At 72.1% G+C, this 14,921-nt stretch carries 15 protein-coding genes and 1 pseudogene; 3 read left to right on the top strand and 13 right to left on the bottom strand.

What is annotated here, in order from left to right; translation table 11 throughout:
• Nucleotides 1–7: 7 nt before the first annotated feature.
• Nucleotides 8–328 (top strand): rhodanese-like domain-containing protein, encoded by a 321-nt coding sequence (locus tag ACI3ET_RS09935; RefSeq protein WP_405032875.1) that lies wholly within the window; start codon nt 8–10, stop codon nt 326–328.
• Nucleotides 329–337: 9 nt separating this feature from the next.
• Here ACI3ET_RS09935 and ACI3ET_RS09930 read toward each other — a convergent pair.
• Both ACI3ET_RS09930 and ACI3ET_RS09925 read right to left on the bottom strand, forming a co-directional pair.
• A pseudogene (locus ACI3ET_RS09930) lies at nt 338–712 on the bottom strand (GNAT family N-acetyltransferase); the annotation flags it as partial.
• A 17-nt stretch (nt 713–729) separates the two neighbouring features.
• Complete coding sequence (locus ACI3ET_RS09925) at nt 730–948, bottom strand: hypothetical protein (protein ID WP_405032874.1); 219 nt, start codon at nt 946–948, stop codon at nt 730–732.
• 277 nt (nt 949–1,225) lie between these two features.
• On the opposite strand from ACI3ET_RS09925, the gene ACI3ET_RS09920 reads away from it, so the two are divergent.
• The gene (locus ACI3ET_RS09920) at nt 1,226–1,708 is read left to right on the top strand and encodes a GNAT family N-acetyltransferase (RefSeq protein ID WP_405032873.1); all 483 of its coding nucleotides are present in this window, start codon (nt 1,226–1,228) and stop codon (nt 1,706–1,708) included.
• 67 nt (nt 1,709–1,775) lie between these two features.
• Here ACI3ET_RS09920 and ACI3ET_RS09915 read toward each other — a convergent pair whose 3' ends face one another.
• Together ACI3ET_RS09915 and dnaB are read right to left on the bottom strand one after the other, a co-directional pair.
• Nucleotides 1,776–2,981, bottom strand: coding sequence for an AI-2E family transporter (locus ACI3ET_RS09915; protein WP_405032872.1), 1,206 nt, complete (start codon nt 2,979–2,981; stop codon nt 1,776–1,778).
• A 75-nt stretch (nt 2,982–3,056) separates the two neighbouring features.
• A complete protein-coding gene (gene dnaB, locus ACI3ET_RS09910; RefSeq protein ID WP_405033028.1) occupies nt 3,057–5,402 on the bottom strand; it encodes a replicative DNA helicase in 2,346 nt (781 codons plus the stop codon).
• Nucleotides 5,403–5,742: 340 nt separating this feature from the next.
• On the opposite strand from dnaB, the gene ACI3ET_RS09905 reads away from it, so the two are divergent.
• Nucleotides 5,743–7,086: an MATE family efflux transporter gene (locus tag ACI3ET_RS09905; protein ID WP_405032871.1), complete on the top strand. Its 1,344-nt coding sequence runs from the start codon at nt 5,743–5,745 to the stop codon at nt 7,084–7,086.
• Nucleotides 7,087–7,143: 57 nt separating this feature from the next.
• On the opposite strand, the gene mnhG is transcribed toward ACI3ET_RS09905, so the two are convergent.
• From mnhG to ACI3ET_RS09860, 9 genes are all read right to left on the bottom strand, one after another.
• Nucleotides 7,144–7,494, bottom strand: a complete 351-nt coding sequence (gene mnhG / locus ACI3ET_RS09900; protein ID WP_405032870.1) for a monovalent cation/H(+) antiporter subunit G — start codon at nt 7,492–7,494, stop codon at nt 7,144–7,146.
• Complete coding sequence (locus tag ACI3ET_RS09895; RefSeq protein ID WP_405032869.1) at nt 7,491–7,793, bottom strand: monovalent cation/H+ antiporter complex subunit F; 303 nt, start codon at nt 7,791–7,793, stop codon at nt 7,491–7,493. The genes mnhG and ACI3ET_RS09895 overlap by 4 nt, the downstream gene beginning before the upstream one ends.
• Nucleotides 7,790–8,389 (bottom strand): Na+/H+ antiporter subunit E, encoded by a 600-nt coding sequence (locus ACI3ET_RS09890; RefSeq protein ID WP_405032868.1) that lies wholly within the window; start codon nt 8,387–8,389, stop codon nt 7,790–7,792. Before ACI3ET_RS09890 ends, ACI3ET_RS09895 begins: the two co-directional genes overlap by 4 nt.
• Nucleotides 8,386–9,918 (bottom strand): Na+/H+ antiporter subunit D, encoded by a 1,533-nt coding sequence (locus ACI3ET_RS09885; RefSeq protein WP_405033027.1) that lies wholly within the window; start codon nt 9,916–9,918, stop codon nt 8,386–8,388. Before ACI3ET_RS09885 ends, ACI3ET_RS09890 begins: the two co-directional genes overlap by 4 nt.
• A 17-nt stretch (nt 9,919–9,935) precedes the next feature.
• Nucleotides 9,936–10,427, bottom strand: a complete 492-nt coding sequence (locus tag ACI3ET_RS09880) for a Na(+)/H(+) antiporter subunit C (RefSeq protein WP_405032867.1) — start codon at nt 10,425–10,427, stop codon at nt 9,936–9,938.
• A complete protein-coding gene (locus ACI3ET_RS09875) occupies nt 10,424–13,339 on the bottom strand; it encodes a Na+/H+ antiporter subunit A (protein ID WP_405032866.1) in 2,916 nt (971 codons plus the stop codon). Before ACI3ET_RS09875 ends, ACI3ET_RS09880 begins: the two co-directional genes overlap by 4 nt.
• Nucleotides 13,340–13,459: 120 nt before the next feature.
• Nucleotides 13,460–13,906: a 50S ribosomal protein L9 gene (rplI, locus tag ACI3ET_RS09870; RefSeq protein WP_405032865.1), complete on the bottom strand. Its 447-nt coding sequence runs from the start codon at nt 13,904–13,906 to the stop codon at nt 13,460–13,462.
• Nucleotides 13,907–13,931: 25 nt separating this feature from the next.
• Nucleotides 13,932–14,174, bottom strand: a complete 243-nt coding sequence (gene rpsR / locus ACI3ET_RS09865) for a 30S ribosomal protein S18 (protein WP_405032864.1) — start codon at nt 14,172–14,174, stop codon at nt 13,932–13,934.
• 94 nt (nt 14,175–14,268) lie between these two features.
• Nucleotides 14,269–14,913 carry a single-stranded DNA-binding protein gene (locus tag ACI3ET_RS09860; protein ID WP_405032863.1) on the bottom strand — a complete coding sequence of 215 codons (645 nt, stop codon included), beginning with the start codon at nt 14,911–14,913 and terminating at the stop codon, nt 14,269–14,271.
• Between the last annotated feature and the right edge of the window lie 8 nt (nt 14,914–14,921).

Below are 14,921 nucleotides of genomic sequence, written 5' to 3'. Positions count from 1 at the left end.
TGGAGCCATGACGCAGACCATCACCATGCCCTCCTTCCTCGCCCGCCACGCCGACGGCGCCTTCGTCCTCGACGTCCGCGAGCCCGCGGAGTACGTCGGCGGGCACGTGCCCGGCGCCGTGCTGGCACCGATGAGCCGGATCACCTCGTCGCTCGGCCCGGTCCCGAAGGACCGCACCGTGCACGTGATCTGCCAGTCCGGCAACCGCAGCCGCTCGATGGCCGACCTGCTGGTCGCCCTGGGCTACGAGGCCGTGTCCGTCGACGGTGGTACCTCCGCGTGGGTCGCTGCCGGGCGGCCCGTGGTCATGGGCGCGCACGCCGCCTGACCGGTCGGCTCAGGATCGGCCGGCTCCGGCTCCGGCTCCGCCTGCTGCTGCCTCGAGGTCGACGGCCAGGAGGCCGTGCAGGTGCTCGTCGTGGTGGACACCGTCGGGATACCTGTACGACTGGCGGAGCGTCCCCTCGTGCAGGAAGCCCGCTGCCCTGGCGACCGCGCAGGAGCCGGGGTTCTCGACCGCGTGGTACAGGTACAGCCGGTGCAGACCGAGGTGTGAGAACGCGAAGCGTGAGGCACTGACGACAGCGAGAGACGCGAGGCCTCGGCGACGGGCCCACGGTCCGACCCAGTAGCCCATTTCCGCATCGCCCTGGTCCGGGTCGATCTTGTGGATCGAGACGGACCCGGCGAGCCGACCGGAGGCGTCCGCGACGGCCCAGGAGGCACGGACTACAGGGCCGCCATCTTGGTGAAGGGACTGGTGACGCGGACCTTCTGGGTGCCGAAGTCGACGGTGACCGCGTGGGCCTCCACGCCGATGACCCGGCCCATGCCGTAGACGTCGTGGGTGACCAGGTCGCCGGTGGCGAACTGCTCGATGACCGGCTCAGGCTCGGGCCGGAAAGGACTGCTGGCGAGGGACCGCCGCCGTGCGGGCAAGGATGGCATTACTGCCAGTATGCGCCCTCGCGGGCCAGAGGTGAATTCCCGCCGCTGTTCCGCGGAACGGTCCTCCCTCGATCGGGGTGCGTCGGGCGACTGCCGGACGCTCGGGTCAGGTCCTGTCGAGCGATGCGACAGGCGCGCCGGGGCGACGACGCAGTACGCGTCGGTGCAGCGTTCGTCCACGATGTCTGACGACGACACGTGTGGACTCTGGCGTTGCGCGCGTCCGGTCGTTGGTCGTCTGGTTGACGAGGGTTGTCGCCGATGCTGGACTGAACGGGTGAGTGACCGCGCGGACGCGACACGCCCGCTGATCCGCACGGCCGTCGCGGCCGACCTGCCCGCGCTGCAGCGGGTGTTCCGGGCCGCCGCGCTGTCCAACGCGGGGGATGTGCCCCTTCTGCGGGCTCACCCTGAGTTCTTGGTGTTCGCCGGCGACGGCATCGCCGAGGGGCGGACCCGAGCGGCCACCACCGGGAGCGGTGGCGATCGGCTCCTGGGTTTCGCCACGGTGGCCGCTGGGACGTCCGGTGGGCTCGAGCTCGAGGACCTCTTCGTGGACCCGCCGTGGCGCCGCCGGGGCATCGCCCGTGCGTTGGTCCTCGATGCCGTCGAGACCGCCCGCCAGGGGGGTCATCAGCAGCTGTCTGTCTGGGGCAACCCGCACGCGCTCGGTTTCTACCGCGCCGCCGGTTTCGTCGAGGTCAGCCAGGTCGCCGTCGAGGTCGACCGTGGACTGCGGCTGCGCCTCGACCTGGAATGAGTTCAGGCTGCTGAGGCTCCCTCAGCTCCGCGGTACCTACCCCCAAGCCCGGACGGCGAGAGCTGGCTCAGGAGGGTCGCTCCGTCCCTGCCTCACCCGCGACCGGCGCGTCGCCCGCTCCGCGAGTCGGGCCTGCAGGGATGGGTTGCGCCCCCGCTGCCACGGCTGCCTGACGGCGGGTCTTCGCCTCCGCGCGCTTCTGGCGCGACGCCAGCCGCCTGGGGGAGAGCGGGCCGGCCGCTGGGGGTCGTCCACGGAGGTTCTCGATCAGGCGCGTGATGACCGCGGCGACGGGGACGGCGAGGAAGGCGCCGAGGATGCCCATGAGGATCGCGCCGGCGGCGACGGCCAGGATGATCACGAGCGGGTGCAGCGAGATGATCTGGCCCTGGATGTACGGCTCGAGGACATTGCCCTCCAGCTGCTGGACGAGCAGCACCAGGCCCAGCACGAGGAGGGCGATGAACGGTCCGCGGTCGGCGAGGGCGACGGCGACCGCGACCGACCCTGAGACAAGCCCCCCCACGATCGGGATCAGTCCGCCGAGGAAGACCAGCACGGACAGCGGCAGGACCAGCGGGACCCCCAGCGCCCACAGCCCCAGACCGATGAAGACGGCGTCGACCAGCGCCACGAGCAGCTGCGCCCGGAAGAAGGCGCCGATCGTCCAGAACGACTGTGCCGCGATCGCGTCCACACGGGCCTGGTGACGCGACGGGACGAAGTCGAGGAAGGCAGCCCAGATGCGTCGGCCGTCCTTGAAGAAGAAGAAGAGCACGACGAGCATCAGGACCAGCCCGGTCACGAAGCCCCCGACCGCTTCGGCCGCGAGCATCCCCGTGGTCATCGCCTCGCCGCTGGCCAGCGCGGTACCCGCCTGCGCCACCAGGTCGGAGAGGCTGTCGACGTCGCCGGGGAGGACCGCCCAGTCGACGTTCCGCTCCAGCTCGTCCAGCCCGTCGACCACCGAGTCGACGATCGCGGGCAGCTGGTCGATCAACGCCACCGTGATGAACGCTCCCGCTCCAGCCAGCCCCCCCAGCAGCAGGAGCAGGATGAGCAGGGCGACGACGGCGTTCGGGAGACGGGTCGCGCGCAGCCGCCCGGCCAGCGGGTCCAGCAGCGCCGCAGGGAAGAGCGCGAGCACGAACGGCGTCAGGATGAGACTCACCTGGCTGGAGACGTACACCAGCCCGACCAGCAGGATGGCGACACCGACCGCCGTCCACACGCGCACCCCCCACAGCAGGTGGCGTGGCGATTCCTCCGACATGTGACCAGTATCCCCCCGACACTGGTCCGGCTCACCGAGGGCCGGCGTGCCCGTGGGCGGTCCGCGCAGGCTGGGTCAGAAGTTGCTCGCCATGTTCGTGAACCGGCTGTAGTGGCCCTGGAAGGCCACGACGACCGTGTCTGTCGGGCCGTTGCGGTGCTTGGCGATGATCACGTCCGCCTCCCCCTCCCGAGGGGACTCCCTCTCGTACATCGACTCCCGGTGGAGCAGGATCACGACGTCCGCGTCCTGCTCGATGGAGTTGTGCACCGCGATGCCGTCGGCGATGAAGTTGTGCGTCCCCAGGACGGTCGCGTCGAAGACCCGCTCGACGCCGACCAGCTCGACCGACTCGACCGCCTCGAACAGCACGTCGTTGACGGCGGCCAGGTCCAGGTCCTCCTGGTCGAGCACGTCGACCACCGACGCGAGCGCTCCTCCGGCGGCCTGCTCACCCAGAACGCGTCCGACCTCCTGCCACAGAGGTGCCGGGTCCTCGAGCACGCGCCGGGGCGTCTCCTCTGCCGCGCGAGACGTCACCGCCGCCAGCGCGGCGCTCACATCGGGCCCGAGGTCCACGTGAGGGGCGATCTCCTGCAGGAAGCGTCGTTGGTCGTCCCGGTCACCGACCGCCAGGGTGCCCACACCGCCGCTGACCGCGCGCTGGGTGCTGATGCCGAAGCGCAGCAGCTGGCGGGAGAGCTGGTCCAGCGCTCGCGGGGGACCGTCCATCCCGATCGTCACGCACCCGGACGCCTCGCCGCACTCCACCCTCCCCGACCGCTCCCACGCGGAGCCGACGAGGAGGGCGATCTGTCGCTTGGACATGTTCCAGGCGCCGACCGGGAGGTCGACGACCTCCCCTGACGCGAGGGCCCGTCCGACGGCTCGCACACGTCCGTCGTCGTCCCAGGGCTCGTGCACCTCCGGGGCGGGCACGTGCCGGGCAACGGCGACCCGGTCACCTGTGCGCAGGTCGCCCAGCTGCCGCCACCCGTCGTAGGTCAGGAAGGGGTGGTTCTCCGTCGCGCTGACCACCTTGCCGGAGGTCAGCGTCAGCCGGAAGACCGGCTTGGTCCCGGTCGAGAAGACGTGGGTGAGGTGCCGGCGAACGTAGCGCAGCGACTCGTCGAGCGACCAGACCGGCACGTCCCGCTCCCCGGAGGCGTCGAGCTCACCCAGGGTCACCTCGGCACCGGTGTCCGCGCGCAGCACCCGCGTGTCAGCCGTGAGGCACCCGGACTCGCGCAGGTCGCTCATCTGCGGCTTCTTGTCGGTCCGCTGCTCGGACCCGCGGTTCAGCTGCGACAGCGCGATGAGCGGCACCTCCAGCTCCTTGGCGAGCAGCTTGAGGGCACGGCTGAACTCCGCGACCTCCTGCTGGCGCGACTCGACACGCTTGCCCGAGCTCATGAGCTGCAGGTAGTCGACGACGACGAGCTTGAGGTTGTGACGCTGCTTGAGGCGACGGCACTTGGCGCGGATCTCCATCAGCGACATGTTGGGCGAGTCGTCGATGAACAGCGGCGCGTTCTGGATGCGTCCCTGGGTCTCGGCCAGCCGCGTCCAGTCACGGTCGCGCATGTTGCCCTTGCGCATGTTCTGCAACGGGATCTCCGACTCCGCCGACAGCAGACGCATCGTGATCTCCGTGCGGCTCATCTCCAGGCTGAAGACGACGGTCGGCAGGTTGTGCTTGATGGCCGCTGCCCTCGCCACATCCAAAGCAAAAGTCGATTTTCCCACGGCTGGCCTCGCCGCGACGATGATCATCTGCCCCGGGTGCAGCCCGTTGGTGATCTCGTCCAGCTCGGTGAACCCCGTCGGGACCCCGGACATGTCGCCGGAGGACGACGCGTTGAGCTCGATCTCGTCGGCCGTGGGCTGCAGCAGGTCCGACAGCGGGTGGTAGTCGTCGCCGCCACGATGGTCCGCGACCGCGAACACCTCGGCCTGGGCGGCGTTGACGATCTCCTCGACGTCCCCGCCGCCGTAGCCGATCTGCACGATGCGGGTGCCTGCCTCCACGAGCCGCCGCAGGACGGCACGCTCGGCGACGATCTCGCCGTAGTAGGCCGCGTTGGCGGCCGTGGGCACCTGGGCGATGAGCTGGTGCAGGTATGCCGTGCCACCCACCCGGGCGAGGTCACCGCGCTTGGTGAGCTCGTCGGCGACCGTGATCGCGTCGACCGGCTCGCCCCGCGAGAAGAGGTCGAGCACCGCCTCGTAGATGCTCTCGTGGGCCGGCCGGTAGAAGTCTGGTGGGCGGACGATCTCCGAGCACTCGCCGATCGCGTCCTTCGACAGGAGCATGGCCCCCAGCGCGCTCTGCTCGGCCGCGACGTCCTGCGGCGGCAGCCGGTTCTCGGGTCCCCCGCCGCTGCCCGCGCCGTACGCCTGCTCCAGCTCGCTCAGCGACATGTGCCCCAGCTCCTGCTCCGTTGACGACCCGTGCACCCAAGGCCACCATCGACCACTGACAGACCCGCCCTGGCGGGGTCATCGCGTCACCGTATGCCCTTTTCCCGCTCCCCCCAACCGGGCCTGTGGACAACATGTGGACCCGCTGTGCACCCACGGTGGACGACGGGCCAGACACGCCGGACGGCGTGTGGACAGTCCTGGGGACGGTCCGAGAACTCTGACCACACCAACCCTCTGACCAGCGACGACGTCGTCCACACCCTGTGGAGGGAACTTCTCTGACCCCCGGGCGCACGTCGCGTCGCGCGCCGTCGGACCCCTTTGGCAGACTCCATCCGTGACCGACGACACCGCCCCGGCCCCCGACCAGGGGCTCGGCCGCGAGGTCCTGCGGCTCGCGGTCCCCGCCTTCCTCGCCCTGGTCGCCGAGCCGCTCTTCCTGCTGGCCGACTCCGCCATCGTCGGGCACCTCGGCACCTCCTCACTGGCCGGTCTCGGGGTGGCCAGCGCCGTCCTGCTGACGGCGGTCAACATCTTCGTCTTCCTCGCCTACGGCACCACGGCCGTCGTCGCCCGCCGCCTCGGTGCCGGCGACCAGCGCGCCGCCCTCAGCAGCGGCGTCGACGGCCTCTGGCTCTCCCTGCTCCTCGGCGTGCTGGCCGCCGCCGCCGTGGCCCTGTGGGCCGCCCCCCTCGTCGAGGTGTTCGGCGCGCCGCCGCAGGCCAGCGCCGAGGCGGTGACCTACCTGCGGGTCTCGACCCTCGGCATACCGGCCATGCTCCTCGTCCTCGCCGCCACCGGGGTGCTGCGGGGCCTGCAGGACACCCGCACCCCGCTCCTCGTCGCCGTCGCGGGGTTCTCCACCAACGCCGCCCTCTCGCTGTGGCTCGTCCACGGCGTCGGGATGGGCATCGCCGGCGCCGCGTGGGGGACCGTGATCGCCCAGACCGCGATGGCGGTCGTCCTCGTGGGCGTGGTCGTCTCCGGCGCGCGGCGCCTCGGGGCGCCGATGGGCTTCGCTGCCTCCGGCGTGCTGCGGGCGGCGGTGGACGGGGTGCCACTGCTCGTGCGCACGCTCGCCCTGCGGGCCGTGCTGCTCATCACCACCTGGGTCGCGGCGGGGCTGGGGGAGCCCGAGCTCGCCGCCCACCAGGTCGCGCTGACGGTCTGGAGCTCGCTGGCGTTCGCCCTCGACGCCCTCGCCATCGCGGCGCAGGCGCTCACCGGCAAGGCGCTCGGTGCCGGTGACGTGGCCGGCACACGCGCGATGACCGCGCTGATGGTGCGCTGGGGCGTCTGGTTCGGCGTCGTCCTGGCGGTCGTCCTCGCGCTCCTGCACCGGGTCGTGCCGCTCGGCTTCACCACCGACGACCAGGTGCGCGCGGCGCTGGCCGCAGCCCTCCTCGTGGTGGCGGTGGGGCAGCCGGTGTCGGCGGTCGCCTTCGTGCTCGACGGGGTGCTCATCGGCGCCGGCGACGCCCGCTGGCTGGCGGTCGCGCAGACCGTCTTCCTCCTCGCCTACCTGCCGATGGTGCTGGCCGTGTGGGCGGGCGGTGCCGTCGGGGTGGAGGGGCTGATGTGGCTGTGGGTCGCGTTCACCGGCTACATGGCCGTGCGGGCCGCCGGGCTGCTCTGGCGCGCCCGGGGGGACGCGTGGATGGTGACCGGGGCGGGGCGCTAGAGACGGACCGGGTATGCCGTGCGCGCGTCCACGCCCTGTGGCCAGACCCGCCGCCGGCTAGGAGGGCGGCGGCTCCTGGTGCGTGCGCCGGCCGAGGTGCACGTCCGCGGGCGCGACCTGCCCGGTGCGGAAGCCGGCCCGTCCCACCATGTGGACACCCGCAGGGATGGTGAGCAGCTGGAACACCGCGACCAGCACGAGGACGCCGACGTCGAGGCCCGACCGGGTCCGCAGGCCCACGCCGAGCAGCACCAGCAGGACCCCGAGGACCTGGGGCTTGGTGGCGGCGTGCATCCGGGTGAGCAGGTCGCGAAAGCGGAGCAGCCCGATACCGGCGGCCAGGCACAGCGCTGAGCCCAGCACCAGGAACACCAGCCCGAGCAGGTCGAGCACCTCCGGCACGGTCATCGCTCGCCCTCGGGGTGGCCGTCGGGCTCGGGGTCCCGGTCACGGGCGACGAACCTCGCGACGGCGACCGACCCCATGAAGCCGACGAGCGAGAGCGATATGAGCAGCGTGAGCGTGCTCGAGCCGTCGGTCAGCGCGACGTGCGCGCCGAGGGCGCAGACCACGACGGAGACCAGCACGTCGATCGCCACGACACGGTCGAGGACGCTGGGGCCGATGGTCACCCGGATCAGGGACAGCAGCGCCGCGGCGGTGAGCAGGGAACCCACCAGCCAGGCCAGGGCGGTGGTGAGGGTCATCGGTGCTCCTCCGGGTCGGGCGGCGGGTGGGCGTCGTCGGCGAGGCGCTCGGCCTCCCGCCGACGGCGCGGGTCCAGCAGCGAGGCGGGGTCGGGGTGGAACGCGCGCAGCACCCGGGCCTCCTGGGCCAGCACCCGCTGCCGCACGACCTGAGCCTGTCGTCGGCTCGTCACGTCGAGGGCGTGCAGGGTGAGCAGCCGGTCGCCGGGGTCGAGGTCGATGACGACCGTGCCGGGCACCAGCCCGACCATCTCGGCGGTGATGGTCTGCAGCAGCTCGTCGTCGCCGGCCAGCTCCAGGTCCATGACGATGCCGCCCGGCGGGATGCCCGGACGCACCGTGAGCCAGGCCACCTGCGTCGAGGCGACCACCACGTCGGCGAGGAACCTCCCCACGAGCAGCAGGGTCGCCAGCGGCCGCACGACCAGCGCCACCCGCACCCGGGGCAGCGGGAAGACGACGAGCACCACCACCGCGACGACCAGCCCGCTGACCAGCGTCATCAGGCCCAGGTTGCCCCACAGGATCATCCACACGAGCGTCAGCCAGGCGACCGACAGCGGCGCCATGCCGCGACGGCGCGCCCAGGTGGTCACAGGCTCACCCCCGCTCCCAGGACCGCGTCGAGGTAGGGCTGGCGCATCATCAGGTCGACCGCCGTCCGCGTGGTGATGTCGTAGAGCGGCCCGGCCACGACGGTCAGCGCGACCCCGACCGCGACCATGGCGGTCGTCGGGACCAGCACACCCAGGCCGAGCGCGTGGTGGTGGCCACCGCGCACCGGACCCTGTCCCGTCATCCCCTGCGGGTTCTCCGCCCAGAAGGCGCGACCCCAGACCCGGGCGACGGCATACAGGGTCAGCAGGGAGGTGACCACCGAGGCACCCACCAGGGTCAGCGCCAACCAGCCCCCGTGGTCCACGCCCGCCTGGATCAGACCCACCTTGCCGAGGAAGCCGGTGAACGGCGGGATCCCCGCCAGGTTCATCGCCGGCACGAAGAACAGGACGCCGACCACCGGCGAGACCCGCGCGAGGTCGCCGAGGCGGCCCACGTCGCTGGAGCCGCCGACCCGTTCCACGAGACCCGTCACGAGGAAGAGCGTGGTCTGGATCAGGATGTGGTGGACGACGTAGAAGATGGCGGCCGCCAGCCCGACCGTGCTGCCCAGCGCGATGCCGAAGATCATGAACCCGATGTGGCTCACCAGGGTGAACGACAGCATCCGCTTGATGTCGTCCTGCACCACCGCGCCGAGGATGCCGACGAGCATGGTGAGCAGCGCGGCCCACAGCAGGAGGTCGTCGAAGCGCGACGTCGGGAAGAGGAGGGTCTGCGTGCGGATCACCGCGTAGACGCCGACCTTGGTGAGCAGGCCGGCGAACACCGCGGTGACCGGCGCGGGCGCCGTGGGGTAGGAGTCCGGCAGCCAGCCCGACATCGGGAACACGGCGGCCTTGACGGCGAAGCCGATGAGCAGCATGAGGTGCAGCAGCGCGACGGTGCCGGGCGCGATGTCGCCCATCCGCTGGGCCAGGATGGCCAGGTTGACGGTGCCGGTGGCCGCGTAGACCATCGCGATCGCGGCCAGGAAGATCATCGAGGACAGCAGGCTGACCAGGACGTAGGTGGTGCCCGCCCGGACGCGCTCGGGGGTCCCGCCGAGGGTGAGCAGCACGAAGCTGGCGGCCAGCAGCATCTCGAAGCCGACGTAGAGGTGGAACAGGTCGCCCGACACGAAGGTGGTGGTGACCCCCGCGGCGAGCACGAGGATCGTCGGGTGGAACACCGGCAGCGGTGCGTGCCCGTCGCTCTCCTCGTCGAAGGAGCTGCGCCCCTGCCCGATCGAGTAGCCGAGCACGCCCATCGTGACCGTCGTCGACACCATGACCATGAGCGCGGACAGCCGGTCCACGACCAGCACGATGCCCTCCCACGGCATCCAGCCCCCGACGAACATCACCTGCGGCCCCTGGGTGTCGGCCGCCCACAGCAGCGCGCTGGCCAGCGCCAGCATCAGGACGAGGACGGTCATGCTGATGACCCGCTGCCACGCGGTGCGGCGGGCGGCGGCGAGCGCCAGCCCGGCCCCGATCAGCGGCAGCACGACGACGAGGGGGACCATCCAGGAGTAGGTCGTGGTCACGGCTCTGCCCTCCCCTCGGACCCGGGAGGGGCCTCGGAGGGTGACCCGTGGTGCCGGCTCTCGGTCCGCTCACCCTCGGCGGCGATCTGCTCGGCGGTCTCGCGCGGGGTCGGCCCGCGCCCGAGGTCGTCGGCCTCGGCGCGCGCGTGGATGCGCGCGGACTCGGTGTCGTCCGAGACGAGGTCGACGCCGGAGAGCTGACGACCGCGGTGGGCCAGGGCGAGCACGAAGGCCGTCATCGCCAGCGTGATGACGATCGCGGTGAGGACCAGCGCCTGGGGCACGGGGTCGGCCATGTCCTCGGTCGACTCCCCGACGATGGGCGGGGCACCGGCCGGGCCGGAGGCCACGATGTAGAGCAGGTTGATGCCGTTGCCCATGAGCAGGAAGCCCATGAGCGCGCGCACGAGCGAGCGGGACAGGAACAGGTAGGTGCCCGTCCCGATCAGCGTGGAGGCGACCAGGACCAGCGTCAGGTTCGGGCTCATGGCGCCACCTGCCGGGTCTCGGCGGCGGCCGTGGCGTTCTCGGCGCGGATCTGCTCGTCGATGCCCGAGCCCAGGCTGCGCAGGATGTCGAGCATGAGGCCGAGCACGACGAGGTAGACCCCGGCGTCGAAGAGCAGCGAGGTGACGACGTGGACCTCACCGAGGAGCGGGACGGGCACGTCGGCGATCCAGGTGCGCAGGGCGGGCGAGCCGAAGATCATCGGCAGGACCGCGGAGCCGGCGGCGATGAAGAGCCCGGTGCCCAGCAGGGCGGCCGGCATCACGGGCAGGGCGGCCCGCAGCTCGGCGCCGTAGCCGGCCAGGTAGCGCAGGCAGAGCGCGAGCCCGGCCACGATCCCGGCCGCGAACCCGCCACCGGGCTGGTTGTGGCCGGCGAAGAGCAGGTAGACCGACCACAGCATGATGGTGTGGAAGACGAGGTGGGTGACGATCTCCAGGATGGTCGAGCGGCGCTCGGGGTCGACGAGGTCGGTGCGGGCGATCCACGGGCTCCCTGCGGTGACGGGCGCTGCCGTCAGTCCGCGGACGCGCCGCTGCCGCTGGTCCCGGGCCCGCCGCATCCGCTGCGCGACCCGCTCCACCTGCTCGTCGCGGAGGAAGACCAGGCTCGCGACCCCCGTCGCGGCCGCGAGCACGACCGAGAGCTCGCCCATCGTGTCCCAGGCGCGGACGTCGACGATGATGACGTTGACGATGTTCTTCCCGCCGCCGTAGTCGACCGCGCGCTCGGGCAGCCCGGCCCCGGCGGGCTCGTGCAGGCGGGAGCCCGCGGCGATCACCGTGACGCTGCCCAGCACCACGGCGACGGCCGTGCCGAGGAGGGCACGCAGACGTCGGGTCAGGACGGTCGGGTCGTCGGGGAAGCGCCCGGAGAGGCGGCGCAGCACGAGCACCAGGACCACGAGCGTGACCGTCTCCACGAGCAGCTGGGTCAGGGCGAGGTCCGGGGCGCCGTGCAGCAGGTAGAGGAAGGCGGTGCCGTAGCCGGTGACGCCGACGAGGAAGACGGCCCGGAGGCGACGACGGGCACGCGTGGCGAGCAGGGCCGCGACGACGACGAGCGCCCCCGTCGCGACCTGCGCCGGCGAGTCGGCGACGCGCGCCCTCTCGGGCCACTCGACGCCGCGCAGGATGGCGGCCCCGGGGAGCAGCACGACGACGGCGAGGATCGTGCCCAGCAGCACCGGCAGCGAGCCCCGCTGCATGAAGCCGGTGACCTCCAGGGCCACTCGGTCCACGCCGCGCATGACCTGGTGGTAGGTCCGGCCGAGGTCGACCGGCCACAGCGGCACGGGCACCTCCACGGGTCGCCGCGCCTGCAGCCCCCACCACGCCAGCCCGCCGAGCCAGACGAGCACCGAGACACCCAGCGGCAGGGTGAGCCCGTGCCACAGGCCCAGGTGCACCGGGTGGGTGTCGGCGACGTGCACCACCCCCGAGGTATGCGGGGCGAGCGCGGCCTCGAGGGTGGTCGAGGTCAGCCCGAGCACCAGGCCGGCGGTGGACAGCACGACCGGCACCCCCACCAGCAACCTCGTGGGCGGGTGCCAGTGGGGCGGGACCGGCTTGCCGACGGGCGGACGGGCCCCGTCGGTGAAGGCGCCCCAGACGAAGCGCAGGGAGTAGGCCATCGTCAGGACGGACCCCAGCACGACGGCCGCGGCGGTCGCGCCCTGGAGCGACCACCAGCCGTCCGGCGGCCAGAGGAGCGCGCCCAGCGCCGCCTCCTTGCCGACGAAGCCGAGGAGGACCGGCAGCCCGGCCATCGACATCGCGGCCAGGGTAGCCGAGGCCGCCAGCACCGGCATCTGGCCGCGCACGCCGGTGAGCCGGCGGATGTCGCGGGTGCCGGTCGCGTGGTCGATGGTGCCGACGGTGAGGAAGAGGCTCGATTTGAAGAGCGCGTGCGCCAGCACGAGCGTCAGTCCCGCGAGGGTGGCTCCGGGGCTGCCCCAGCCGAGCAGCACGACGAGGAACCCGAGCTGGCTGACGGTGCCGTAGGCGAGCAGGAGCTTGAGGTCGTTCTGACGGGTGGCGCGGAAGCCGCCGAGCAGCATGGTTCCCCCGCCCAGGACGAGGACGGTGACCTGCCAGGCCGGCAGGTCGGCATACGCCGGGGCGAGCCGGGCCACGAGGTAGACGCCCGCCTTGACCATCGCGGCGGCGTGCAGGTAGGCGCTGATGGGGGTGGGCGCCACCATCGCGCCGGGCAGCCAGAAGTGGAACGGTACGAGGGCGGACTTGGAGACCGCCCCGCACAGCAGCAGGACCACGCCGACGACCGCGCCGCTCGACATCGGCGGCGCCTCGAGGACGTCGCTGATGCGGTAGGTCCCGGCCGCGTGCCCCACCAGCACGATCCCGACGAGCATCGCCAGTCCACCGGCCGTCGTGACGATCAGTGCCTGCTTGGCGGCGCGGGTGCTGGCAGGGCTCGTCGACAGGTAGCCGATGAGGAGGTAGCTGAGGATCGTCGTGATCTCCCAAAAGACGTAGAGCAGCAGCAGGTCGTCGGCGGTGACCAGACCCAGCATGGCGCCCGCGAAGCCGACGAGGGATCCCGCGAGCAGCCCGACCTGCCCGTCGTCCTCGCGCAGGTAGTGGGCGCAGTAGAGGAGGACCAGCGCTCCGACGCCGGAGACGATCAGCGTCAGGAGCCAGGACAGGGTGTCCATCCGGAAGGCGAGGTCCATCCCGAGGTCCGGGACCCAGACGTGGCGCTCGGCGTGGGGCTGCGCGGCGCCCGCGCCGCCGACCTGGGTCGCCGCCCAGATCGCGGTCCCGGCGGGGACGAGCGCGAGCGGGACGAAGGCCGTCGACCCCAGCCGCCGGACCAGCGACGGCGCGACGACCGCGGCGGCCAGGTGCAGTGCGAGGAGGGCGACGATCACGGCGTGGGCCCTCCCCCGAACTGGTGTATGACGTGTCCCTCAGTCTAGCGGACACGGACGACGGCCCCGGTCACCGCGAAGCGCGGTGGCCGGGGCCGTCGGGGGTGCCGGGTCGCTGCCCTAGGAGGCGGCGACGACGACGGTGACGTCGGCGGAGACGTCGTCGTGCAGACGCACGTGCACGGCGTGCTCGCCCACGCTGCGGATCGGGGTCGGGACCTCGATGCGGCGCTTGTCGACCTGCGGGCCGCCGGCGGCGACGATCGCCTCGGCGATGTCGGACGGGGTCACCGCACCGAACAGGCGACCGCCCTGGCCGGCGCGGGCCGTCAGGGTGATCGTGGTGGTCTCGAGCGTGGACTTGGCCGACGCCGCGTCCTCGGCCGACTTCATGGCGCGCTTGGCACGACCCTTGGTGATCGAGTCGACCTGCTTCTGGCCGCCCTTGGTCCAGGCGGTCGCCACCTTGCGGGGCAGCAGGAAGTTGCGGGCGTAGCCGTCCTTGACGTCGACGACGTCGCCGGCGGCACCGAGGCCAGAGACCGGCTGGGTCAGAATGAGCTTCATCAGCTTCTCCTTTGTCGTCGTCGGGTCAGCGGGCGGAGCTGCTGTAGGGCAGCAGCGCCATCTCGCGGGCGTTCTTGACCGCGTTGGCGATGCGGCGCTGCTCCTGGACGGAGACACCGGTCACGCGACGGGCACGGATCTTGCCGCGGTCGGAGATGAACTTGCGAAGCAGCGCTGTGTCCTTGTAGTCGATCGACTCGATCTTGATCTTGGCGGACTTCAGCGGGTTCGCCTTCTTCTTGGGCTTGCGCACAACGGGCTTGGCCATCGTGGAGCTCTCCCCTTTCGTGAGAGCCCGAGCTGAGCTCGGGATGGGTTTGTTCTGCTAGAGGTGGTGCGGGCGAGCGCCGGTGACCCGAGGGTCAGAACGGCGGCTCGTCGTAGGACGGGGCCCCGCCCCAGCCGCCGGACTTCCCGGCGTTGGAGGCGCCCCCGGTGGCCCACGGGTCGGCGTCGGCCTGACCGCCGGACTGCTGACCGGCGGCGGGCTGCTGACCGGCCGGCTGGGCCGCCGGTCGCTGACCGCCGGCCGACTGCCCACCGGACTGCTGGCCGCCCCAGCCGCCGGACGACTGTCCGCCGGCGGGCGCAGCCTGCTGGCCACCCTGGTTGTAGGTGCTGCCGCCGGCCTGACCGCTGCCGCGCTGCGCCTTGGTCACCTGGGCGGTGGCGTAGCGCAGCGACGGGCCGATCTCGTCGACCTGCATCTCCATGACGGTGCGGTTCTCGCCCTCGGCGGTCTGCCAGGAGCGGGAGACGAGCCGGCCGGTGACCACGACGCGTGCGCCGCGGTGCAACGACTCGGAGACGTTCTCCGCCGCCTCGCGCCAGACCGAGCAGCGCATGAACAGCGTCTCGCCGTCCTTGAACTCGTTGGCCTGGCGGTCGAAGGTGCGGGGGGTCGAGGCCACCGTGAAGTTGGCGACGGCCGCACCGTTGGGGGTGAAGCGCAGCTCCGGGTCGGCCGTCAGGTTGCCGACGATGGTGATGGGGGTGTCTCCGGCCATGTCAGGTC

Source organism: Ornithinimicrobium jinqii, from assembly GCF_045032595.1.
GTDB lineage: Bacteria > Actinomycetota > Actinomycetes > Actinomycetales > Dermatophilaceae > Ornithinicoccus.
This window is presented reverse-complemented; position numbering and strand designations above follow the sequence as displayed.